Source organism: Howardella ureilytica (genome assembly GCF_054657495.1).
Genome location: NZ_BAAHYP010000010.1, coordinates 58,081 through 75,186, shown reverse-complemented (window position 1 = coordinate 75,186; position 17,106 = coordinate 58,081). Strand labels below are relative to the sequence as shown.

At 38.8% G+C, this 17,106-nt stretch carries 16 protein-coding genes; all 16 read right to left on the bottom strand.

The features are described from left to right. A partial coding sequence (locus ACYQ1N_RS06055; protein WP_459833939.1) for a Cna B-type domain-containing protein occupies window positions 1-4,092 on the bottom strand: 4,092 nt, incomplete at its 3' end. A 736-nt stretch (window positions 4,093-4,828) separates the two neighbouring features. Continuing rightward, complete coding sequence (locus tag ACYQ1N_RS06050; protein WP_459833937.1) at window positions 4,829-5,683, bottom strand: nitroreductase family protein; 855 nt, start codon at window positions 5,681-5,683, stop codon at window positions 4,829-4,831. 10 nt (window positions 5,684-5,693) lie between these two features. Further along, entirely contained in the window at window positions 5,694-6,695 is a 1,002-nt protein-coding gene (locus ACYQ1N_RS06045) for an NADP-dependent oxidoreductase (protein ID WP_459833935.1), read from the bottom strand. Next, window positions 6,692-7,123 carry an Rrf2 family transcriptional regulator gene (locus ACYQ1N_RS06040; RefSeq protein ID WP_459833933.1) on the bottom strand — a complete coding sequence of 144 codons (432 nt, stop codon included), beginning with the start codon at window positions 7,121-7,123 and terminating at the stop codon, window positions 6,692-6,694. Before ACYQ1N_RS06040 ends, ACYQ1N_RS06045 begins: the two co-directional genes overlap by 4 nt. A gap of 139 nt (window positions 7,124-7,262) precedes the next feature. After that, window positions 7,263-7,592, bottom strand: coding sequence for a tRNA-binding protein (locus ACYQ1N_RS06035; protein ID WP_459833931.1), 330 nt, complete (start codon window positions 7,590-7,592; stop codon window positions 7,263-7,265). Between the two features lie 36 nt (window positions 7,593-7,628). Continuing rightward, complete coding sequence (locus ACYQ1N_RS06030; RefSeq protein WP_459833929.1) at window positions 7,629-8,414, bottom strand: protein-ADP-ribose hydrolase; 786 nt, start codon at window positions 8,412-8,414, stop codon at window positions 7,629-7,631. A gap of 13 nt (window positions 8,415-8,427) precedes the next feature. Further along, entirely contained in the window at window positions 8,428-9,438 is a 1,011-nt protein-coding gene (locus tag ACYQ1N_RS06025) for an SIR2 family NAD-dependent protein deacylase (RefSeq protein ID WP_459833927.1), read from the bottom strand. Between the two features lie 5 nt (window positions 9,439-9,443). Next, the gene (locus tag ACYQ1N_RS06020) at window positions 9,444-10,064 is read right to left on the bottom strand and encodes a 4Fe-4S binding protein (protein WP_459833925.1); all 621 of its coding nucleotides are present in this window, start codon (window positions 10,062-10,064) and stop codon (window positions 9,444-9,446) included. Between the two features lie 299 nt (window positions 10,065-10,363). Next, entirely contained in the window at window positions 10,364-10,909 is a 546-nt protein-coding gene (locus tag ACYQ1N_RS06015) for a cysteine hydrolase family protein (RefSeq protein WP_459833923.1), read from the bottom strand. A 136-nt stretch (window positions 10,910-11,045) separates the two neighbouring features. Then, window positions 11,046-11,561 (bottom strand): transcription repressor NadR, encoded by a 516-nt coding sequence (locus tag ACYQ1N_RS06010; RefSeq protein ID WP_459833921.1) that lies wholly within the window; start codon window positions 11,559-11,561, stop codon window positions 11,046-11,048. Next, entirely contained in the window at window positions 11,561-11,821 is a 261-nt protein-coding gene (locus tag ACYQ1N_RS06005; protein WP_459833919.1) for a hypothetical protein, read from the bottom strand. Before ACYQ1N_RS06005 ends, ACYQ1N_RS06010 begins: the two co-directional genes overlap by 1 nt. 46 nt (window positions 11,822-11,867) lie before the next feature. Further along, window positions 11,868-12,347, bottom strand: a complete 480-nt coding sequence (locus ACYQ1N_RS06000; RefSeq protein WP_459833917.1) for a pyridoxamine 5'-phosphate oxidase family protein — start codon at window positions 12,345-12,347, stop codon at window positions 11,868-11,870. 509 nt (window positions 12,348-12,856) lie between these two features. Beyond that, a complete protein-coding gene (locus ACYQ1N_RS05995; RefSeq protein WP_459833915.1) occupies window positions 12,857-14,632 on the bottom strand; it encodes an oleate hydratase in 1,776 nt (591 codons plus the stop codon). A 166-nt stretch (window positions 14,633-14,798) separates the two neighbouring features. Then, window positions 14,799-15,368, bottom strand: a complete 570-nt coding sequence (locus tag ACYQ1N_RS05990; RefSeq protein ID WP_459833913.1) for a TetR/AcrR family transcriptional regulator — start codon at window positions 15,366-15,368, stop codon at window positions 14,799-14,801. An 86-nt stretch (window positions 15,369-15,454) separates the two neighbouring features. Next, the gene (mnmL, locus tag ACYQ1N_RS05985; protein WP_459833911.1) at window positions 15,455-16,351 is read right to left on the bottom strand and encodes a tRNA modification radical SAM protein MnmL/YtqA; all 897 of its coding nucleotides are present in this window, start codon (window positions 16,349-16,351) and stop codon (window positions 15,455-15,457) included. Window positions 16,352-16,586: 235 nt separating this feature from the next. Further along, window positions 16,587-16,985, bottom strand: coding sequence for a flavodoxin family protein (locus tag ACYQ1N_RS05980; RefSeq protein ID WP_459833909.1), 399 nt, complete (start codon window positions 16,983-16,985; stop codon window positions 16,587-16,589). Window positions 16,986-17,106 lie beyond the last annotated feature (121 nt).

Sequence of the window (17,106 nt, the reverse complement as noted above, 5' to 3'; positions counted from 1 at the left end):
GCCGTATTGCATATTGTCGCCGGTTTTCGGCGTTGTATCTGTTTTGTCGGTATTGTTTTCCGAATTCTTTACATTGTCCGGAGATACCGGATCTTCATGCTTTTCACCTGAAGGAGGCGTAGGATCTTCATGTCCTTCATCTGAATGAGATGTAGGATTTTCCGGTTCTTCATCTGAAGGAGGTACATTTTCTTCATCTGCCGGAGGTATGGATCCCGTAGGTTTTTTCGTATTTGTCACGGTAAATCCGTTCACGGCGTCTCCCGTAATACTTGTTGCATAATCTGCCGTCTCATCCTCAGAAACCGTATAACTGATTTCATGACCGTCGTCGGCATCATATTTCAAAAATCCTTCAAAGCTTCCGCTCCAGTTGTTGTCATCATTTAATACAATTTCATCAACAACATTTCCGTCCGCTTCCAACTTTATCGAAACTTTATCTGCCGGCGGTCCTATCCACTCTTTTTTTACGGGAATCGATATTTTCTCGGTATTTGTGTTTGTAATTACATATCCTGTTTTCGCATCTCCCGTTATTGAAGATGAATAATCCGTAATCGGTGTTTCCGAAACCGTATATGAAATTTCGGAACCGTCATTATTTAATTCAGGCAGCTTATCAAATGTACCCTTCCAGTTATTCGATTCGTCTAAAGTTAACGACTTTCCCGTGTCGACTCCGTCTGCCAAAAGATGAACATTTACATTATCCGCGGCCGGTCCTATCCATTTTTTAGTCACTCCCACGGAGGTTCTCTTTATGTCATTTGAAATGTCTATCCTTTGTACACTGTTTGTTTCATCCGCTTCATTAACCGTAAAATACAATCTATCTTCGGAACGCTCATATCCTTCTGGAGCTTTCTTTTCAATAAGATAATATTCCTTTCCCACCAATAGATTCGGAATTGTAGCGATACCGTCATGATTAGTAGTAATGTCATCTTTAATCAGGCGGTCTCCGCCGTTTTCTCCGGTTCCTTCTTCATATAATGTAAATACGGCGTTATATAACCTTTTATTTTGATTTTCCAGATCCGACTTTAATATTTGAACGTCACGCTTAGGGTAGTTTACCGCGACTTCAACACCCAAAGCTTCCGCAAAAGAATTCCCGTCGTTCAAAGATACGGCAAATGAATTATGCGCCTTTTGACCGTCCTGAATTTTGTCGTTATTTTCAATAATATTGTGAGTTACGATAGAGCATGACTCACCTACCGACAATTTTTGTCCGGTTTTTAAAACCGCCTTAATCATTGTAACCGATGAATAATCATCCACGGAGGTGCTCCATGCAGCGGCAGTATTTTCTTTTATGGTTCCTTTTACGGGATCTGTAGAATAGTAAATGTCAAATTTCTCATTTGCATCAACGCCTGTAAGAGGAGTTTTAAATGTTGAACCTCTGCTTGTATATTCTCCGCTGTCGCTTGCTACTATTGACTTATCTCCGGAATACGGAAGAATGTCTATAACTTCGAGAGTATCGATATCCCCGGTACTGTTATTTTTCAAAAGCCACCTGTAGTCTATCGGCGTTCCGATAGTCGCTTTATTGCCGAGAGATGATGCGTATTTTGAATCCGGATCTTTTGAAAGTTTTACTTCTTTAAATGAAGATAAAACTTTAGGAGGATAAATTGTAAATGTTTCACTCGAAAAATCCGTAAATTTAAACCTGTTGTCCGGTCTGTTTTCCGCATCATTTAGTATATTTTTCCATACGGTTGACGAGCTCGGATTATCTCTTTGAAGGATTCCGTATTGAGTCCCGTTTTCATCTACTCCTATCTTGTTATTATCAATAGACATACAGGAATAAATTTTATATGTTCCCGTTTGCAGTCTTCCTGTAACGGTAAAGCTCAATTCGTAAGTATTTTGACTGCTGTCGTTTATTGCTCCCGAAGACTTAGGTATATTCGTTTTCGCGGGTTTAGCCGTCACAAGATTAAACCCGTCTATATATCCTCGAACAACCTTTATGTCACTGAACGTTTCTCCGTCATCTACAGGCTCCAGTCCGTCCGGAACAAGATAATAAATATTTGCATTTTCAGGCATCGTGGCATCCGCAAAGTTTCCGTATCTGTTCTGTGTATATGAAAGCTTTGCAGTCAGCGTTTCATCCACAAAATATTGACTTCCGGTAGTAATCGAAATATTATTCGTCTTCATAATATCTTCGTAATACATTCGAAATTCATCTCTTGTGCTGTCTGAAACCACAGCCGTATTTTCGGTTGCTTCTTCACCTGCATTTACGACATACTTACCCTTCAAATATAACCTTCCGTAATCCGCCTTATAATTAATTACCGGAGCTTCTTCTTTACTGAGTTTGTCTGCCAATTCAGTGTATGCACTTTCCTTTATATCCGCGACAACATCATTCCATATTGCTTTATAAAACTTATCTATGTTGCTTTTACCGATAAACTTCAAGGTTTCAGGATATTCAAAGGATATTTCCGAATAATCTCCTTCTCCGTTAAGCTTCTGCCAGCCTTCGGATGTATGGGAATCTGTGTACGATCCGTAGGAGACAACGGGAACATCTTCGGATATAAGGGTTTTAACTCCGTCTTTCCAACCATATGCTTTAGTGCCGTGCAGCATGTTTTTTAATGTTTCCGTATCTTCTTCATTTAAACCCAAAACCATAATACGGATCTCCGAAGGATTGGTATAAGGGCTTACTTCTATATGTGATGACGTAAATGAAAGTTCACGTGTATCATCATCGCCCTTTCCGTTATAAATGCTGTAGCTTGTAAGGTTTGCAAGGGAATACCGTATGCGCTGTGAATTTAAAAGGTCGTGATTATATGACAAGTATGTAAGATTTCTGTCCGAATAATATCCGCTTCCCAAATGATAGCTTCCGGTGGCTGATTTATTCCCGTTTACGGGTTGATAATCACGATTTATTGTTTTGTTATATACATAATTGTATACACTCTGTGTAGCTCCCGGAACAACCGGTCCCGACTTCAATATATAATAGTCTCTTTTGCAGGAAGCCATATAAGGTCCGATATCCGTCTGAACAACTCCGTCTGCTACCGGTTGCGTCGAAAATACAACCTCAAAACGCTTATACTTATTCTGCGAGTCGAATGAAGACATATCGATTCCGCCCAAGTCCAGCTCAATGGTAATATTTGAGCTGTTCCATTTATTTCTCGGAATGTCCTTATAATAACGCCCCGTTGATTCTTCATATGTCCAGCCCGTGTCTGCCTTTACCGAAGTACCATCCGGAACGGCGGCATAGATACGCCTGTCTCTCGGATCGTTCTGATTGTCCAATACAGATGTATAGTATGGATGAAACGTACGATATGTTCCCTGTTTTATAACATAATGTTCGTCTACTTCATTTTCTAACCTTGATGCGCTCCAGTTGTTGTTACTGATTTTTTCTATTTCAGCCTTACCGATAATATTTACCTGACTTGTTTCGGTAAGTTTTGTCCCGTTTTTGTCAAAAAATTCCTGTTTTACGATACTGTTGCTCCGGTTGACAACCCCCCCGGGAATCAGGCTTAACTTAACCGGTGTACCCGCATTATATCCGCCGTACAGCGTTTTATAGACAGTAATAATGCGATAATCACTGTCTGTTTCTTCTATAGTAAGTTTTTTAAAATCGGTAAAAGATGTTGAGATATCTTTTTCTACGGGTTTTTGAAATGAAGATTTTGGAATAGTAATTACGGAATAAGAACCTTCTTCTAAAACGGTCTGATTTCCGGAGATTACAATATTATTGTAAAGTGTTATAATTTCTCCGCCGTAAAAGGCCGTTTTTTCACCCACAAGGTTGATATATGATGTGTATAAGTCATTTTGAGCCGCTTTCGGCGGTTCCTCTGTCGGGTTTTCATCAGATGTTTGCAATGCATTCAAATTATCCGTTCCGCCGCCTGTTCCTGGAGCATGATTATCACTGTCAGTGCCATAATATACCGCCTCGCCCGGTTCCTGTGCAAAAGCCACTGTTACATTTTGCGTGACGGCTCCCAATGTTAAGAATAAACCCAGCGCACCGGCAAATATACTTCGTCGCTTTTTTGTTTTCATAATCTTCTCCTTTTAGCATTTTAAAACAGTTCCGGTACATTACTGTTTAGTCCGATAATATTTTTGTACGGAACATTTTAATTACAAATTGATGAATTAATTAAAAACAGTATTTATTATCAATGTCACTGTACTCTATCACATATTTTTATACATATCAACTTATTTGTAGATTTTATTGATAAATATTTTTTACATACAAGGTAAATTTGTAATGTTTTTATGTTAATTTTTTATCATTTTTATATTGTTATCAATGCAAAAACATGATATAAATCCGTGTCATACATCTTGCCTGCATTTTTACCTCTTACCGTTTTTTCATGACTTATAAACACGTTACCCATATACTTACGACATCAAACATCATTCCGGATGAGAAAGGAGTTAAATTTTAGTTGGAAACAAAAATAAAAATAAGCGATTGTGAAAAACCGTATACCGTAATTTTTACAAAAGAAGTCAATTAAGAAATTAAAACAACATTAGAATATTTAAAAAATAATAAAAATATAATTATATGACATTCGTCGGATTCATCACCCTTTTCTTCTTCCGTATTTTTAATTTAATACTATGGACATTCGGCTTATATTATAATTAATATAGGATCGGCAAATATATTTTTATCGCATATATAAAAAACGGTATAACCTTATTTTTAAGATTATACCGTTTCCCTTAAAATATTTTATTAATAACCCGGGACGGGCATATATGTAGTGTTTTTAATACATTATCCGATTTTATATGAAATGATATAATGCATGTCTTTAGGAACAGAAAACTTTATATCACATATTTCCGGATTACTTTTCAATCCGATGCTCATGGCAGTTTGATGAAAATGAGACAGAGCAATACCCAAATCTAAATGCTTTATCTTTTTTACGTCATCGCTTACTCTGTCTTTATAATTGTTAAAGAAATGATAATAATTACCTTCCTTTACCACTGCCCAAGGTTGAGCATTTGTGGAACTCGGTGCCAGCCTTAACATTTCCAACGGAATGCGGTATTCACCTGCATCTTCTTCAGATAATAAATGATTAAAATCATTTAAAAAAAATATCTTATCCCATGATTTTCTGTTTTTAGAACCGAGACTCGCTCTTGTAACTCTTTCAATTATCGAACGTTTACCGGATGGATATCCGACAGGACAGATGCACGGAAATAAATCATCGGAACTTATATCAATAACGTTTTTAAAGTCTTTTCTGTTGAATGTAGCCGCAAGCCATACCGTACCGAGTCCCATCTCGGCAGCATACAGCACCAGATTTTCGAACTGATAACCGACGGCTTCCATTGCAAACGGTTCATCTTTCACCGTAACGGCAATGAAATCTCTTGCACCTTTTATGGTTCCGTATGTTCCGAGTTTAATATTTTCCATTCCGGTGTTTTTGCTTACAAGGTGGAGTTTAATATCCACTCCAAACGGATTTGTAAGTGTATTGCTGAAATTCAGTAATTTATTTTTATCTTCTTCAGTTAATGATCTATCTTCAAAACTTCTTGTACTTGTGCGTTTTTTAATCGCATCCGTAACATTTATCGGCAACTTTTCCACTTCTGTAAATTCCATTACTCCTTCTTTACTCCATTGTTATTATAGTCTTTCCCTTTGAGTGTCCGTTCGCAATTTTATACAATGCTTTATTTACATCTTTAAATGAAAAAACAGTATCTATTGAAGGTTTTATTTTTAAACGTTCAAATATATCTGCCGCTTCCCATAATTGCTTTCCGTCTGACGTTACAAACACAAAATCATATGAAACTCCGTATTTTTTTGCCATTTTGTCATACTTTCTGCCGACAAGTCCGAAAATTATCTGTTTCCATTTAGGCAAGCCCATTCTCCTCGCAAAAGAACCGTTTGGCATTGCTCTTAAAGAAACCATTTTTCCGTTTTTCTTCATAATAGTCATCTGTTTTTCGGTTTCATTGCCGCCGAGCGTGTCCAATACATAGTCGATATCTGATAAGACTTTAGTGTAATCTTCTTTTTTATAATCTATAAATTCACTTGCTCCCAATTCCAGGACTCTCTCCCTGTTACCTGCGCTTCCGTTTGTAATCACCTTGAGTCCCTTTGCTTTTGCAATTGGAATAGCCATGGCTCCCAAGCTTCCGGTACCTCCTGAGATAAATATCGTCTTTCCGCTTTCCGCATGCATTAACTCCAGCGACTGCATAATCGTAAGAGAAGTCAAAGGCATTGCAGCAGCTTCAATATCCGTCAGATAATCCGGAACTTTTGCAGCCGCATCTTCATTCACGGCCGTATACTCGGCAAATGCTCCTATTCTGTTCAAAGGAAGTCTGGCAAATATACGATCTCCTTTTTTAAAATTACTTACACGGGATCCTGTTTCTTCAACGATTCCTACCATTTCATTACCTGCAATAACCGGTAATTTATACGGAACAATCATCTTTACTTCGCCTCGTGTAATCATGTTATCAAGCGGATTTACTCCCGCTGCGGACACTTTTACCAGAAGATCGTTTTCTCCGACAAACGGTTTATTAACGTCTCTTATATTTAATGAAATATTATTTTTGTTATATCGCTCTACCAGTGCAGCTTTCAATTTGTTCTCCTCTTCCTGTTATATGATTCATACATATCATCAATTAAATTCTTAAGGGTTTTCTTTTTTAGATTTAAAACCAACTGTCGCTCTGATTCTTCAAATACGGGCTCTAAAACCTCATTGATATTTTCTCCTATGGGACATTCTCTGTTGGCCGTTTCATGAACCGAAAGCAATTCTTTATCAGGGCAAACCGCAAAATATACTTTATCCAAAGTTAATTCATCCGGTTCCATATTTAAAGTAATACCCTTTTTCCCACGGTGAGTTTCAATTATGCCCGAGTCCTTTAATAATCCCGTAATTTTTCTGATATAACTGGCATTTGTCCCAACGCTTCGGGCTAACAGTTCCGAAGTTACCTCCTTATCCGACTCCTCAATATAAATCAGGATATGGAGCGCTACCGAAAATTTTGTATCCATATTCAACACCTCACTTTAGTATGTACACAATAATAAGATGTACTTGTATCAATGTCAAGTACATCTTATGTGAAAAATAAATCCCAATGATTAAATTAGGATTTAAGAATATTTTTGAAATACTTTGCAATCAACTGTTTCACCCGAGTTTATCTCCGTTTTTGACCGGCTTATCAGGTGTAATCAACACCACTCCCCCATCGCTGTATGTACCGAGCACAAGTACTTCCGACATAAAGTCGGCAATTTGCCTGGGCGGAAAGTTCACTACGGCAAGTACCTGCTTGCCTATAAGCTCTTCCGTGGAATACAAATCGGTAATTTGCGCCGACGATTTCTTCTCTCCGCAATCGTCACCGAAATCAATTTTTAACTTATAAGCAGGTTTTTTAGCCTTTTCAAAAACTTTTGCCTCAATTATTGTTCCCACTCTGATATCCATCTTAATAAAATCACTGAATTCCGCCATAATAATCACCTTTTTGTATAACACTCTCTTAATATGTCAACCAAGAATATTTTTATATATATTCAAATCGCTGTCCTTAAATACGTTAAAAATTATCTTTTTTATACAGCTGTCCGAATGCTCATCCCGCCACTTTTTAACCGTTGAAACCGCAATCTCAGCCGCTTTGTCCTGCGGGAACATGAATACACCCGTCGAAATACAACAGAAAGCAATGCTATCCACGCCGTTCTCTGCGGCAATATTCAGGCAGGAAGTGTAACATGATGACAGCTCTTCCTCATTTTCACGTGTCAGCCACCCATAAACAACAGGTCCCACCGTATGAATAATATACTTCGCGGGAAGATTATACCCCGGTGTAATTTTCGCATGTCCCGTAGGTTCATCATGCCCCTGAGCCTTCATAATGTCATTCATTTTAAGTCTTAATTCGACACCAGCATATGTATGAATAAAGTTATCGATACATGAATGCATCGGCTGAAAACACCCGAGCATACGGCTGTTACACGCATTTACAACGGCGTTGCACGCCAAAGTCGTAATATCACCCTGTCTGATATATATACTTTTATCTGAACTTACAGGCTCAAGATTATCCGCATATTCAATCCCCCGTTCGATATTCCTCTCCCTCAGATATTGATCCTGAATTAATATAAACTCCTCAGATACCGGCATCGGCATTCTGATATTCATAAGCGACCTGAGAAGCTGTCTCTGTTCATCTCTTCCATGCGGAAGCTCATGAGATTTATGCATATCACGCTCTTTCAACAAATAATTTATCAGCCATATTCTTCTTTCGTCCTGTGTCATCAAACACCGCCTTTCATCTGCATTTTAATTCATGCAGTACTGCTCCGATATCATTGTCAATACATATGGATCTTTCATTAATTTCCTGGGGACAGAACGCCTCACCTAAGTTTATACATGCATATACAGACTTTCCGTTTGCATAAGTCATCTCCCAAAACGGATACTTGATTATAATCGGAGTATTGGATCCGACTCCCAACTCCAAATATAATACATGGCCGTTTTCATTGCGCCTTAAAAAATCAGAATAAGCCGCCGACGACTTTTTCCAATTTTCATCTTCAAGAAATGAGTCATCCACTCTCAAATTCATCGTTACATCGCTTTTCCCGTCATCAAACTTAGGAATTAAGTCTGACGGAAGGGACATTTCAATTTTTCCGTCCGCAGGCACGACAAACACGCCGTTTTCATCTTTCACGAATCCCTGGGCTTCCATGGCCTTCATTACCCATTCTTCATTGGAAACAGTATATTTTATATCGGAATTTAGGCACTGAAACAAACCGTAATCCCCCTGTGTACAAAAAAGACGGTTATCGTCGAAGCCGGACTTTAGGAACATGCTGTCAACGTTTGTGGTTATTACAAAATAATTTCTGTCATTTACAATATTGTACAATTCGTTGTAAACAGGCTTCGGAGCGTCAACATATCTGTTAAAATATATATGTCTCGCCCACCATGCCCAACGTGTTTCATCATTCGGAAAAGGATAGAACCCTCCGGAATACATATCCCTTATTCCGAATTTTAAAGCAAAATCAGAAAAATATCGTTTAAAACGCTCTCCGGAGTAAGTAAATCCGGCAGAGGTGGAAAGCCCGGCCCCTGCTCCGATAACAATAGCATCTGCATGTTCGACTTCATTTTTCAATTTCTCTGTCAGGGATGAAAGCTCTCCGCTTCCTAAACTTATTTTTCCGCTGAATCTTCTCACTCCTTCAATGCCCTTTTGTATCGTTTCTCTGTACCCGTCAGGCATAAAATTGCCGATATTTATTTTATCATTCGATGTCATATTATTCACCTTCTTTCAACGGCCTCCGCAGGGCAGGCTTTAAAACAATTACCGCAATGCAGGCAGTTTTCCTGTATTATTACAAACGGCAATTTGTCTTGGATAATACAGTTTTGAGGACATACGGATACGCACCTTCCGCAACCCACGCATCTGTCGGTTATAAAATATCCGCTTTCTTTATTTACACCTCCGCCGAAGGCAAAAGAAGATCTCTCAATAGGCTTTTTTGACAGATCAAAGTATTCTCCCGTGCCTTCATATATTTGAAACACCGTCAGCGCATGCATTGATTCCTCCGTAGGATAAATCTCATACATATAGCGATTCTTATCAAACAGTTCCGGTATCCTTTCATAGCCCAGTTCTCTTACCTTTCCCCTAACCGACACGGCAACACTGCTCATGGTATCCTCTCCTTTCATTGCCGTAAGTGCAAGATACCCGCGTTTCTTTAGACGGTCATAAAAATTCTTCCCCTTTGCCGTAAGAAAATAAAGTCCTTTTTCATCACTATCCATCATATCTATTGCGGAAGTAACCGGAAGTCCCTCGTCATCAACCGTTGCAACAATCGTCCTGTGAATGTCATTTGATATTATCTTAAGATAATCCGTATATTCCATAATAATTCCCCGTAAATATTTATATAAACATTTTAAACTTAATAAAAACCTGTGTTTTATATTTATTTTGTTGTAATTATAATCATTACATCTATAATATAACTTTTTTATAATAATTTCAACAGGTGCAATTCCGATAATTACATTTTCCCAAAATTAAAGGCTGCTCCGTCCATACGGACGAAACAGCCTTTAATGTGCATAATATACATTATTAAATTTTATCTTTTTGCCGTAAATTATCGACAACAACACGGGGCGCCCGAATCGACGGGCGCCCCATATATAACAAAATATTTTTATCGTAAACTAACAAGCAAATCCTTCAGGTCACATATCTTTGCTCCGTATGTTTCTTTAAAATACCGCATTCCGTAATTATAGTCTTCTTCGGTAAACGAATCCGTGGTTTCTCTCGGAATTACAAGATCAAAACCGTATTGATATGCATCCGCCGCAGTGTGGCGGCAGCACATGTGAGTATGGAGACCTGCAATTATACAGGTATCAACACCCAGATCCTTTAAAAGAACATTCAAGTCGGTTCCGAAAAAACCGCTGTAATGGCGCTTCGGTACGATAAAATCACTGTCACATACATTAAGTTCCGGTATAACTTCCGCTCCCTTTGTTCCCGCTATGGCATGATCTCCCCAAAATTCCAATTCTTTGTCCACGTCTTTGATATGACAGTCATTTGAAAAAATAACCGGGATACCGCTTTCTCTGGCCGCATTACAAAGCTCTGCCACGGCAGGAACTATGGCCTTGCCTCTTTCGCAAGCCAATGCTCCCGTGACAAAATCATTAAGCATATCCACAACAATTACCGCATATTTTGACATACATTTACCTCCGTAATGCAATAAACGCCATTTTACAGGCACAACAATAATACTGTCATATAGTTTAGCATATGACAGTTATGTGTCAAGACATATGTTAACATATATATTTATAAATTTATAAATATATGTGTATTTACATTACGGCAATTCCCGCATCGCATAATTTCTTATTAATGCGGTCAAATATTTCCCTGCTTTTACATCCTATACGATGCATATGTTTTCCGCCCGTAAGTCTGCTTATGGGCGCTGCGCTTTTGTTTTCTGAAACCTTTTTTAAATACATATCCACATCATATCTGGATGATAATTCCAACCTGCCCGTAAGTTCCCCGTATATGGCATGCTCTATGCTTACATCTATTACCACTCCCCCCATGTCAACAATCGTATACAATTCCTCTTCCAAACGATCGTCTCCGTGATCACATACCAGTGTTCCCACATATATGTGGTCTTCAAACATTTTCTCCGTAAGAACATATCCTCTTGATGTTGCGGTAATGTCGGTTCCCGATGCCCTCAACAGTGCAATGTCACCCACAATGCTCTGCCTGCTTACATTAAATTGCCTTGCCATGTCAGAGGCGGATATCGGCCCGTCCGCTTTATTTAACATCTCTAAAATAACGATTTTTCTGTTGCTCATTATTCCCTTCCTTTAATAAGATTATTCGCTTCTTCTTCACTTATTTCCTGAAGTTCATCCATAATTTCAGCATTTCCCATACCGTAAATACTGTCATCAAACCGATCGAAACCGATTATTCTGTCATTTATTATATAGGGGTTCACCTCTTGCCAATCACCGTCCCTGTAAACAAATGCATTTTCGACCAATCCGCCTTTTGGACTCAGTACATCACCTTTAACAAGAAGCTTATTCTTTATTAAATAATATTTGATCATTTTCTTTACCTTTAATACATGATTTAAATATAAATACTAATGATATTTATTTTTCATTTACTAGTTTACCGGTCATGTGCTCAATATCGATTGCCATCATTTGAACAACATTAACCGACGGAATATGCATTGCAGATTCAACCGCTTCTGCGGACGGATAGTACTTCTCGGTTAATTTTCTCAGTTTATCTTCCCAAAAGCTCCTGTCGTCAATAAATCGAGCTCTCCCGAACACAATAACACTAGTAACGTTCCATTCCCAGTTTCCTTCGGTTTTATAAACCTGATTCCATACAGTAAAGCACACCTTGTCGCATTTTTTAATTGCATCAATCTTATGTCCGGTTTTTGCACAATGCAGATAGATTCGTCCGTCAGACTCATCATAATAGAAATCAATCGGTACGGTATAAGGATATCCGTCATCACCGATTACCGATAATGCCGCTCTTTTTTCTTCCTTTAAGATTCTTATGCACTCTTCGTCGGAAACCTGTTGTTTTATCCTCCTCATGGGTCTGAACATAAATTAATAATCCTTTCCGTAAGCCTTTTATCTTACTGCCATATCTTATACACTCGAAATGTACACCGTATTTTACATTCATCAACTGACGATAATGTTCCGGCTTAATTGTGAACTTGGCCGGTTTACATAATGGCTCCAGCTTAATTTTGCAGACAGTGTCTGCAAAATCGGAAAAGTAAGATAGAGCTTGCGCATTTACCGTGTCCGACAACATATCAAAGATTGTCATCTGACAGAACTCTTCGTATGGCTTTCCATGCGGAACAGTATCTTTCAGACCGTCCATCTGCCATATATTCCACACAATCTTATTCGTAATCTGTCGCAACAGCTTTTTAATGTCCGCGTCAATGATGTAGCTTTATTATAGTATAAATTTGTTAATTTTTATGTATCTGTCAAAACTTAATTATTTCTGTTAATATTCCGAATGCAAAAAACGGCATAACCTACAGCCGTGTGTAAGCTATGCCGTCAATTACAAATGTCGGATTATTTTTATTACATTATATTACATTGTATTCCTTTAATAATTTCTCAATATCCGTATCCTTGATAAAATCAAGAGCTTTATGTACCGCAATTTTCTCTTTAAGCCCCATTTTCATCTCTGTAAGAGGTCTTCCGTCACGCATACTGATTGTTGCCTTCAACAGGTCTCGTATATCATAGATACTTCCCCAAACCTCAGGGACTCCCCTATCCACGTTCAAAAGGGTATATACCGCTACCATTGCGGTTCTCATGGAATATTCCGTGGTAAATACCGTATCTCTCGGAACTTCGGCAAAGTTACCTATGAAAGCAAAGTTAACGGCGCCTTCCGGAACAACATCAGGTCTGTCTCCTGCGGAACGCGGCATGAAATATGCGCTGGCAAAAGGCATCATAACCGGAATTGTTTTTGCGCTGTGTTCGGCAAGCGTTTCAATCTGATCAACAGGAACGCCGATGTGATACAGCCATTCCATGCATATTTCCTTTCCGGTACAGTCTCTCATGTTCTTTTTAACATAATCACCGGGACGGTTGGTATGAAGTCCGTAAAGCCATACAAGGCACTGATCCTTAGGCTGTGAATGGAACTGTGGCTGTCTGTTGATTGTCCAGCTGAGAAGCCATCCGGAATCTCTTGCGGTAACAATTCCTCCCGTTACGACCTTGCCTGAAAGCGGATCGCGCTGACATATGTTTTTGATATACGGAAGAATTTTATCATCCAAAGTATTTACGGTTACTCCCATCCAGTTACATTCTTCCGGATTGCCATAGAACTTCTCAGGATGTCCGAATGAAGAATCCTGCTCGGCAATCTTACGCCACAGGTCAAATGAACCGCCGGGACGAACTTCTTTGATAAATTCACATGTCTTGTCCTGTCCTCCGATAGAAGAATTTTCTACATTGCTGCCGTTGGTGATAAACAGGTAATCGTCTTCTGTCAAATCCAAATATTCTTTATTGCCTTCCGAAAGCAATTCAACGCGTTTTGCCGTTTTTTTGCCGTCATGAATATCGAAACGAACGTCTGTCACCTGAGTATTGAAATGGAACTGCGCGCCGTGTTCTTCCAAATAATGTACCATCGGAAGTATCATGGACTCATACTGGTTATATTTTGTGAAACGAAGTGCTTTAAGGTCAGGCAAACCGTCAATGTGATGGATATATCTCTGCATATATCTCTTCATTTCAAGTGCACTGTTGCAGTCGTAGAACGCGAACATTGTGCGCCAATATGTCCAGAAATTGCTGTTTAACACCTCTTCATCACAAACATCCGTAATTCTCTTTCCCTCAAGAAATTCGTCAGGAGTAAAAAGTAAATGTGTAAGCTGCATGGCTGCCTTATCGCTTAGGCAAAACTTTCCGTCCGTATGAGCGTTTTGACCCTGTTTTTCCGTCACACGGCAAAGTGAAAAGTTAGGATCTTCCTTATTGAGCCAATAATACTCATCCAGCACACTGACTCCTTCCGTTTCTATGGATGGAATAGAACGGAACAAATCCCACATAACCTCAAAATGGTTATCCATTTCTCTTCCGCCGCGCATTACATATCCGATTTCCGGATAATTCCAACCGTCACAGGCTCCGCCCGCAATCGGATCACGCTCAAAGAAATGAATATTCTTTCCCGGCATCTGTGCGTCTCTTATCAAAAAGCACGCCGCCGACAACGCCGCAAGTCCCGTTCCTATAAAATACGCAGATTTATGATCCACTCCTTCAGGTTTCTTTGGACGTGCAAAAGCCTCATAATTTCCGCTTGAATAATACATAACAGTACCTCCTTTGTTTTTACGTCATACCTTTAAATACGAATACAGTGTAGCTTTCCGAAATTCTTTCTACAATCAACAAAGAGACGCCGCTATCGAAACATTTGATAGCAACGCCTCTTTGTTGAAATTTTTGTCATTTTCACATATATGTTGTGTATTAATATTATATGCGGGGTTTGTCCGTCCTGTATTTTTCCAACATTCTGTTGATGTCTCCGTCAATCAAATCGCTGAGTCTTTCAACTATCTTTTCCGGAAGTTGACTCATGTTATGACTTATCCACTCAAGCATGATTCCCACAAAAGCATATTTATAAAAGTCGGCAATAAATTTCTTGTCTTCTTCCCTTACGCTCATTCCTTCGGCGCACTCTTCCACAACATCTATAATCAGTTGATAGACAACTCTGTATAAATATCTGACAATCTGTTCCTGACTGACATGTCGGTAAATATTCAAAATAAAGGGTTTATTCTCCTCTACCGCATGAAAAATGTTAAGTAATCCCTGCTGCCAGGTTTCATATGTGGTATTGCCGTCAGCCGCCTTACGAGAGTCTTCTTCACATGACCACTCAATCAAGTCGTAAATATCTTTGAAATGATAATAAAAGGTTGCACGATTTACGCCGCAATCCTCCGTAATATCATTAATAGTAATCTTATTTACAGGTTTCTTAAGCAATAAGTTTTTAAGAGACGTTTCCAAAGCTCTTTTTGTTGTATCTGACATTTTACTTCTCCATGTTTTCGCAACCACTCATGTATTGCTTAGTATATATGAGATTATGTTCCGCATGCAATATTAATCGTACATACTTAACGTTCTGCTTCTCTCAGCTTCCTGTTTAGCATATTAAGCACACGTTTCTTGTCTCCGCTCCATTCCGGAGCAATTAAAAGGCTTTTGGGTCCGTCTCCCGTCATTCGATGAATAACGGTTTCTTCCGGTAAACGGCGTATACATTCAACTACCAGATCCGTATATTCATCCATTGTAAATATCGGAAAATGATTTTTGGAATATTCTGCCGCAAGTGCCGTACCTTTAAGTATATGTAAAAGCTGTAACTTTATACCGGGAAGCACGGGCTTTAACTCCGCCAGATAATCAATCGTATCAAGCATGTCGGCGATATTTTCCCCGGGAAGTCCCAAAATAACATGCACTACGACTTCTATTCCCCGTAAAGTCAGGCTTTTATATGCTTTTTCAAATACATCCGTATTATAACCCCTGTGAATCTTCTCTGCAGTTTTATTATGGACGGTTTGAAGTCCCAACTCCACGGTTACCGGCTTTATGGTATTTAATTCGCTTAACATGTCGAGCATTTCTTCAGGCAGACAGTCCGGTCTTGTCCCTATGGATATTCCCACTATTTCCGGAAATGAAAGTGTTTTCCGGTATAACATGCTCAGTCTTTTCACATCACCGTAGGTATTTGTATAAGATTGAAAATATGCAATATAGCGACCGCTTTTATCTTTCGGCAGCTTATGCTCTACACGATGTTTTGCAATTTGAATCTGCTCCTCTATGGGAAGCAGCGGAGCGGCAAAATCACCGCTTCCTCCCTCGGAACAAAATATACACCCTCCGAATCCTATATTTCCGTCCCTATTTGGACAGCTGCATCCGGATTGAAGTGACAGTTTGTAAACTTTACATCCGAAGCGCCTGCGATAGTGCTCCGACAGAGTAATATAATTCATTGTTTGTCTTCCTGATTAATATATTAGTTTAATAATAACACAATGCTTTTAATTATAAGTGAAAATTCACATAAACAAATAAAGACTTAAAAAGAGAACTGCACTCCATTTAAGTCTTTATTTATATATTTAATTTTTTATAATCATATCGTCGTAACTGCGGCATAACTTTTCCGCTGATTCTTACGTCTATTCGCAAACTTCTTCTGAAAGTTTGTCGATACAATCCGAAAAATCACTGTCCGCAGATTTGTCTTACTTTACGTACTGCTTCATGCAACTGCTTCTCTCCCGGCTTTCCTCTGAAATAAAATGTTTCATCCTCAACAGGTATTCCCTTACGATTCAGTGCATCCTTCAAAACTTTAATCGCATGCTTTGAGATCCAAGATGTGGAAAATACAACCGCTTTTCCGACATTTTCCTTCTTAAGTCCCGCAACAAATTTTTTCAAATGCTCATCTATTCCATAGGCATACAAAGCGCCTCCGATGAATAAAACATCGACATGCTCTCTGACAGGTGCCTCCGGCGAATCAACAGACACCGCTTCCTCATTAATTGCTTTTGCTATTGCCTCAGCGGCGACTTTGGTATTTCCCGTTCTTGAATAGTATCTGACCGCATTCTTCATGGTTTGTTCTCCTTTATATAATATTAGACATTATACAGCTTATTCTCTCATTCCGTATATAAATTTTTATAACAACAAACGTTATTCTGTCGGGTTTTGCTTTCGGTTTTATAATTATGAT

Coding starts and splice junctions, on each gene's coding strand:
- ACYQ1N_RS06050 (WP_459833937.1), bottom strand. CDS start 5,683: ATGGAATTTACAGAAGTGGAAAAGTTGCCGATAAATGTTACGGATGCG.
- ACYQ1N_RS06040 (WP_459833933.1), bottom strand. CDS start 7,123: ATGGATACAAAATTTTCGGTAGCGCTCCATATCCTGATTTATATTGAG.
- ACYQ1N_RS06035 (WP_459833931.1), bottom strand. CDS start 7,592: ATGGCGGAATTCAGTGATTTTATTAAGATGGATATCAGAGTGGGAACA.
- ACYQ1N_RS06030 (WP_459833929.1), bottom strand. CDS start 8,414: ATGACACAGGACGAAAGAAGAATATGGCTGATAAATTATTTGTTGAAA.
- ACYQ1N_RS06025 (WP_459833927.1), bottom strand. CDS start 9,438: ATGACATCGAATGATAAAATAAATATCGGCAATTTTATGCCTGACGGG.
- ACYQ1N_RS06020 (WP_459833925.1), bottom strand. CDS start 10,064: ATGGAATATACGGATTATCTTAAGATAATATCAAATGACATTCACAGG.
- ACYQ1N_RS06015 (WP_459833923.1), bottom strand. CDS start 10,909: ATGTCAAAATATGCGGTAATTGTTGTGGATATGCTTAATGATTTTGTC.
- ACYQ1N_RS06010 (WP_459833921.1), bottom strand. CDS start 11,561: ATGAGCAACAGAAAAATCGTTATTTTAGAGATGTTAAATAAAGCGGAC.
- ACYQ1N_RS06005 (WP_459833919.1), bottom strand. CDS start 11,821: ATGATCAAATATTATTTAATAAAGAATAAGCTTCTTGTTAAAGGTGAT.
- ACYQ1N_RS06000 (WP_459833917.1), bottom strand. CDS start 12,347: ATGTTCAGACCCATGAGGAGGATAAAACAACAGGTTTCCGACGAAGAG.
- ACYQ1N_RS05995 (WP_459833915.1), bottom strand. CDS start 14,632: ATGTATTATTCAAGCGGAAATTATGAGGCTTTTGCACGTCCAAAGAAA.
- ACYQ1N_RS05990 (WP_459833913.1), bottom strand. CDS start 15,368: ATGTCAGATACAACAAAAAGAGCTTTGGAAACGTCTCTTAAAAACTTA.
- mnmL (WP_459833911.1), bottom strand. CDS start 16,351: ATGAATTATATTACTCTGTCGGAGCACTATCGCAGGCGCTTCGGATGT.
- ACYQ1N_RS05980 (WP_459833909.1), bottom strand. CDS start 16,985: ATGAAGAATGCGGTCAGATACTATTCAAGAACGGGAAATACCAAAGTC.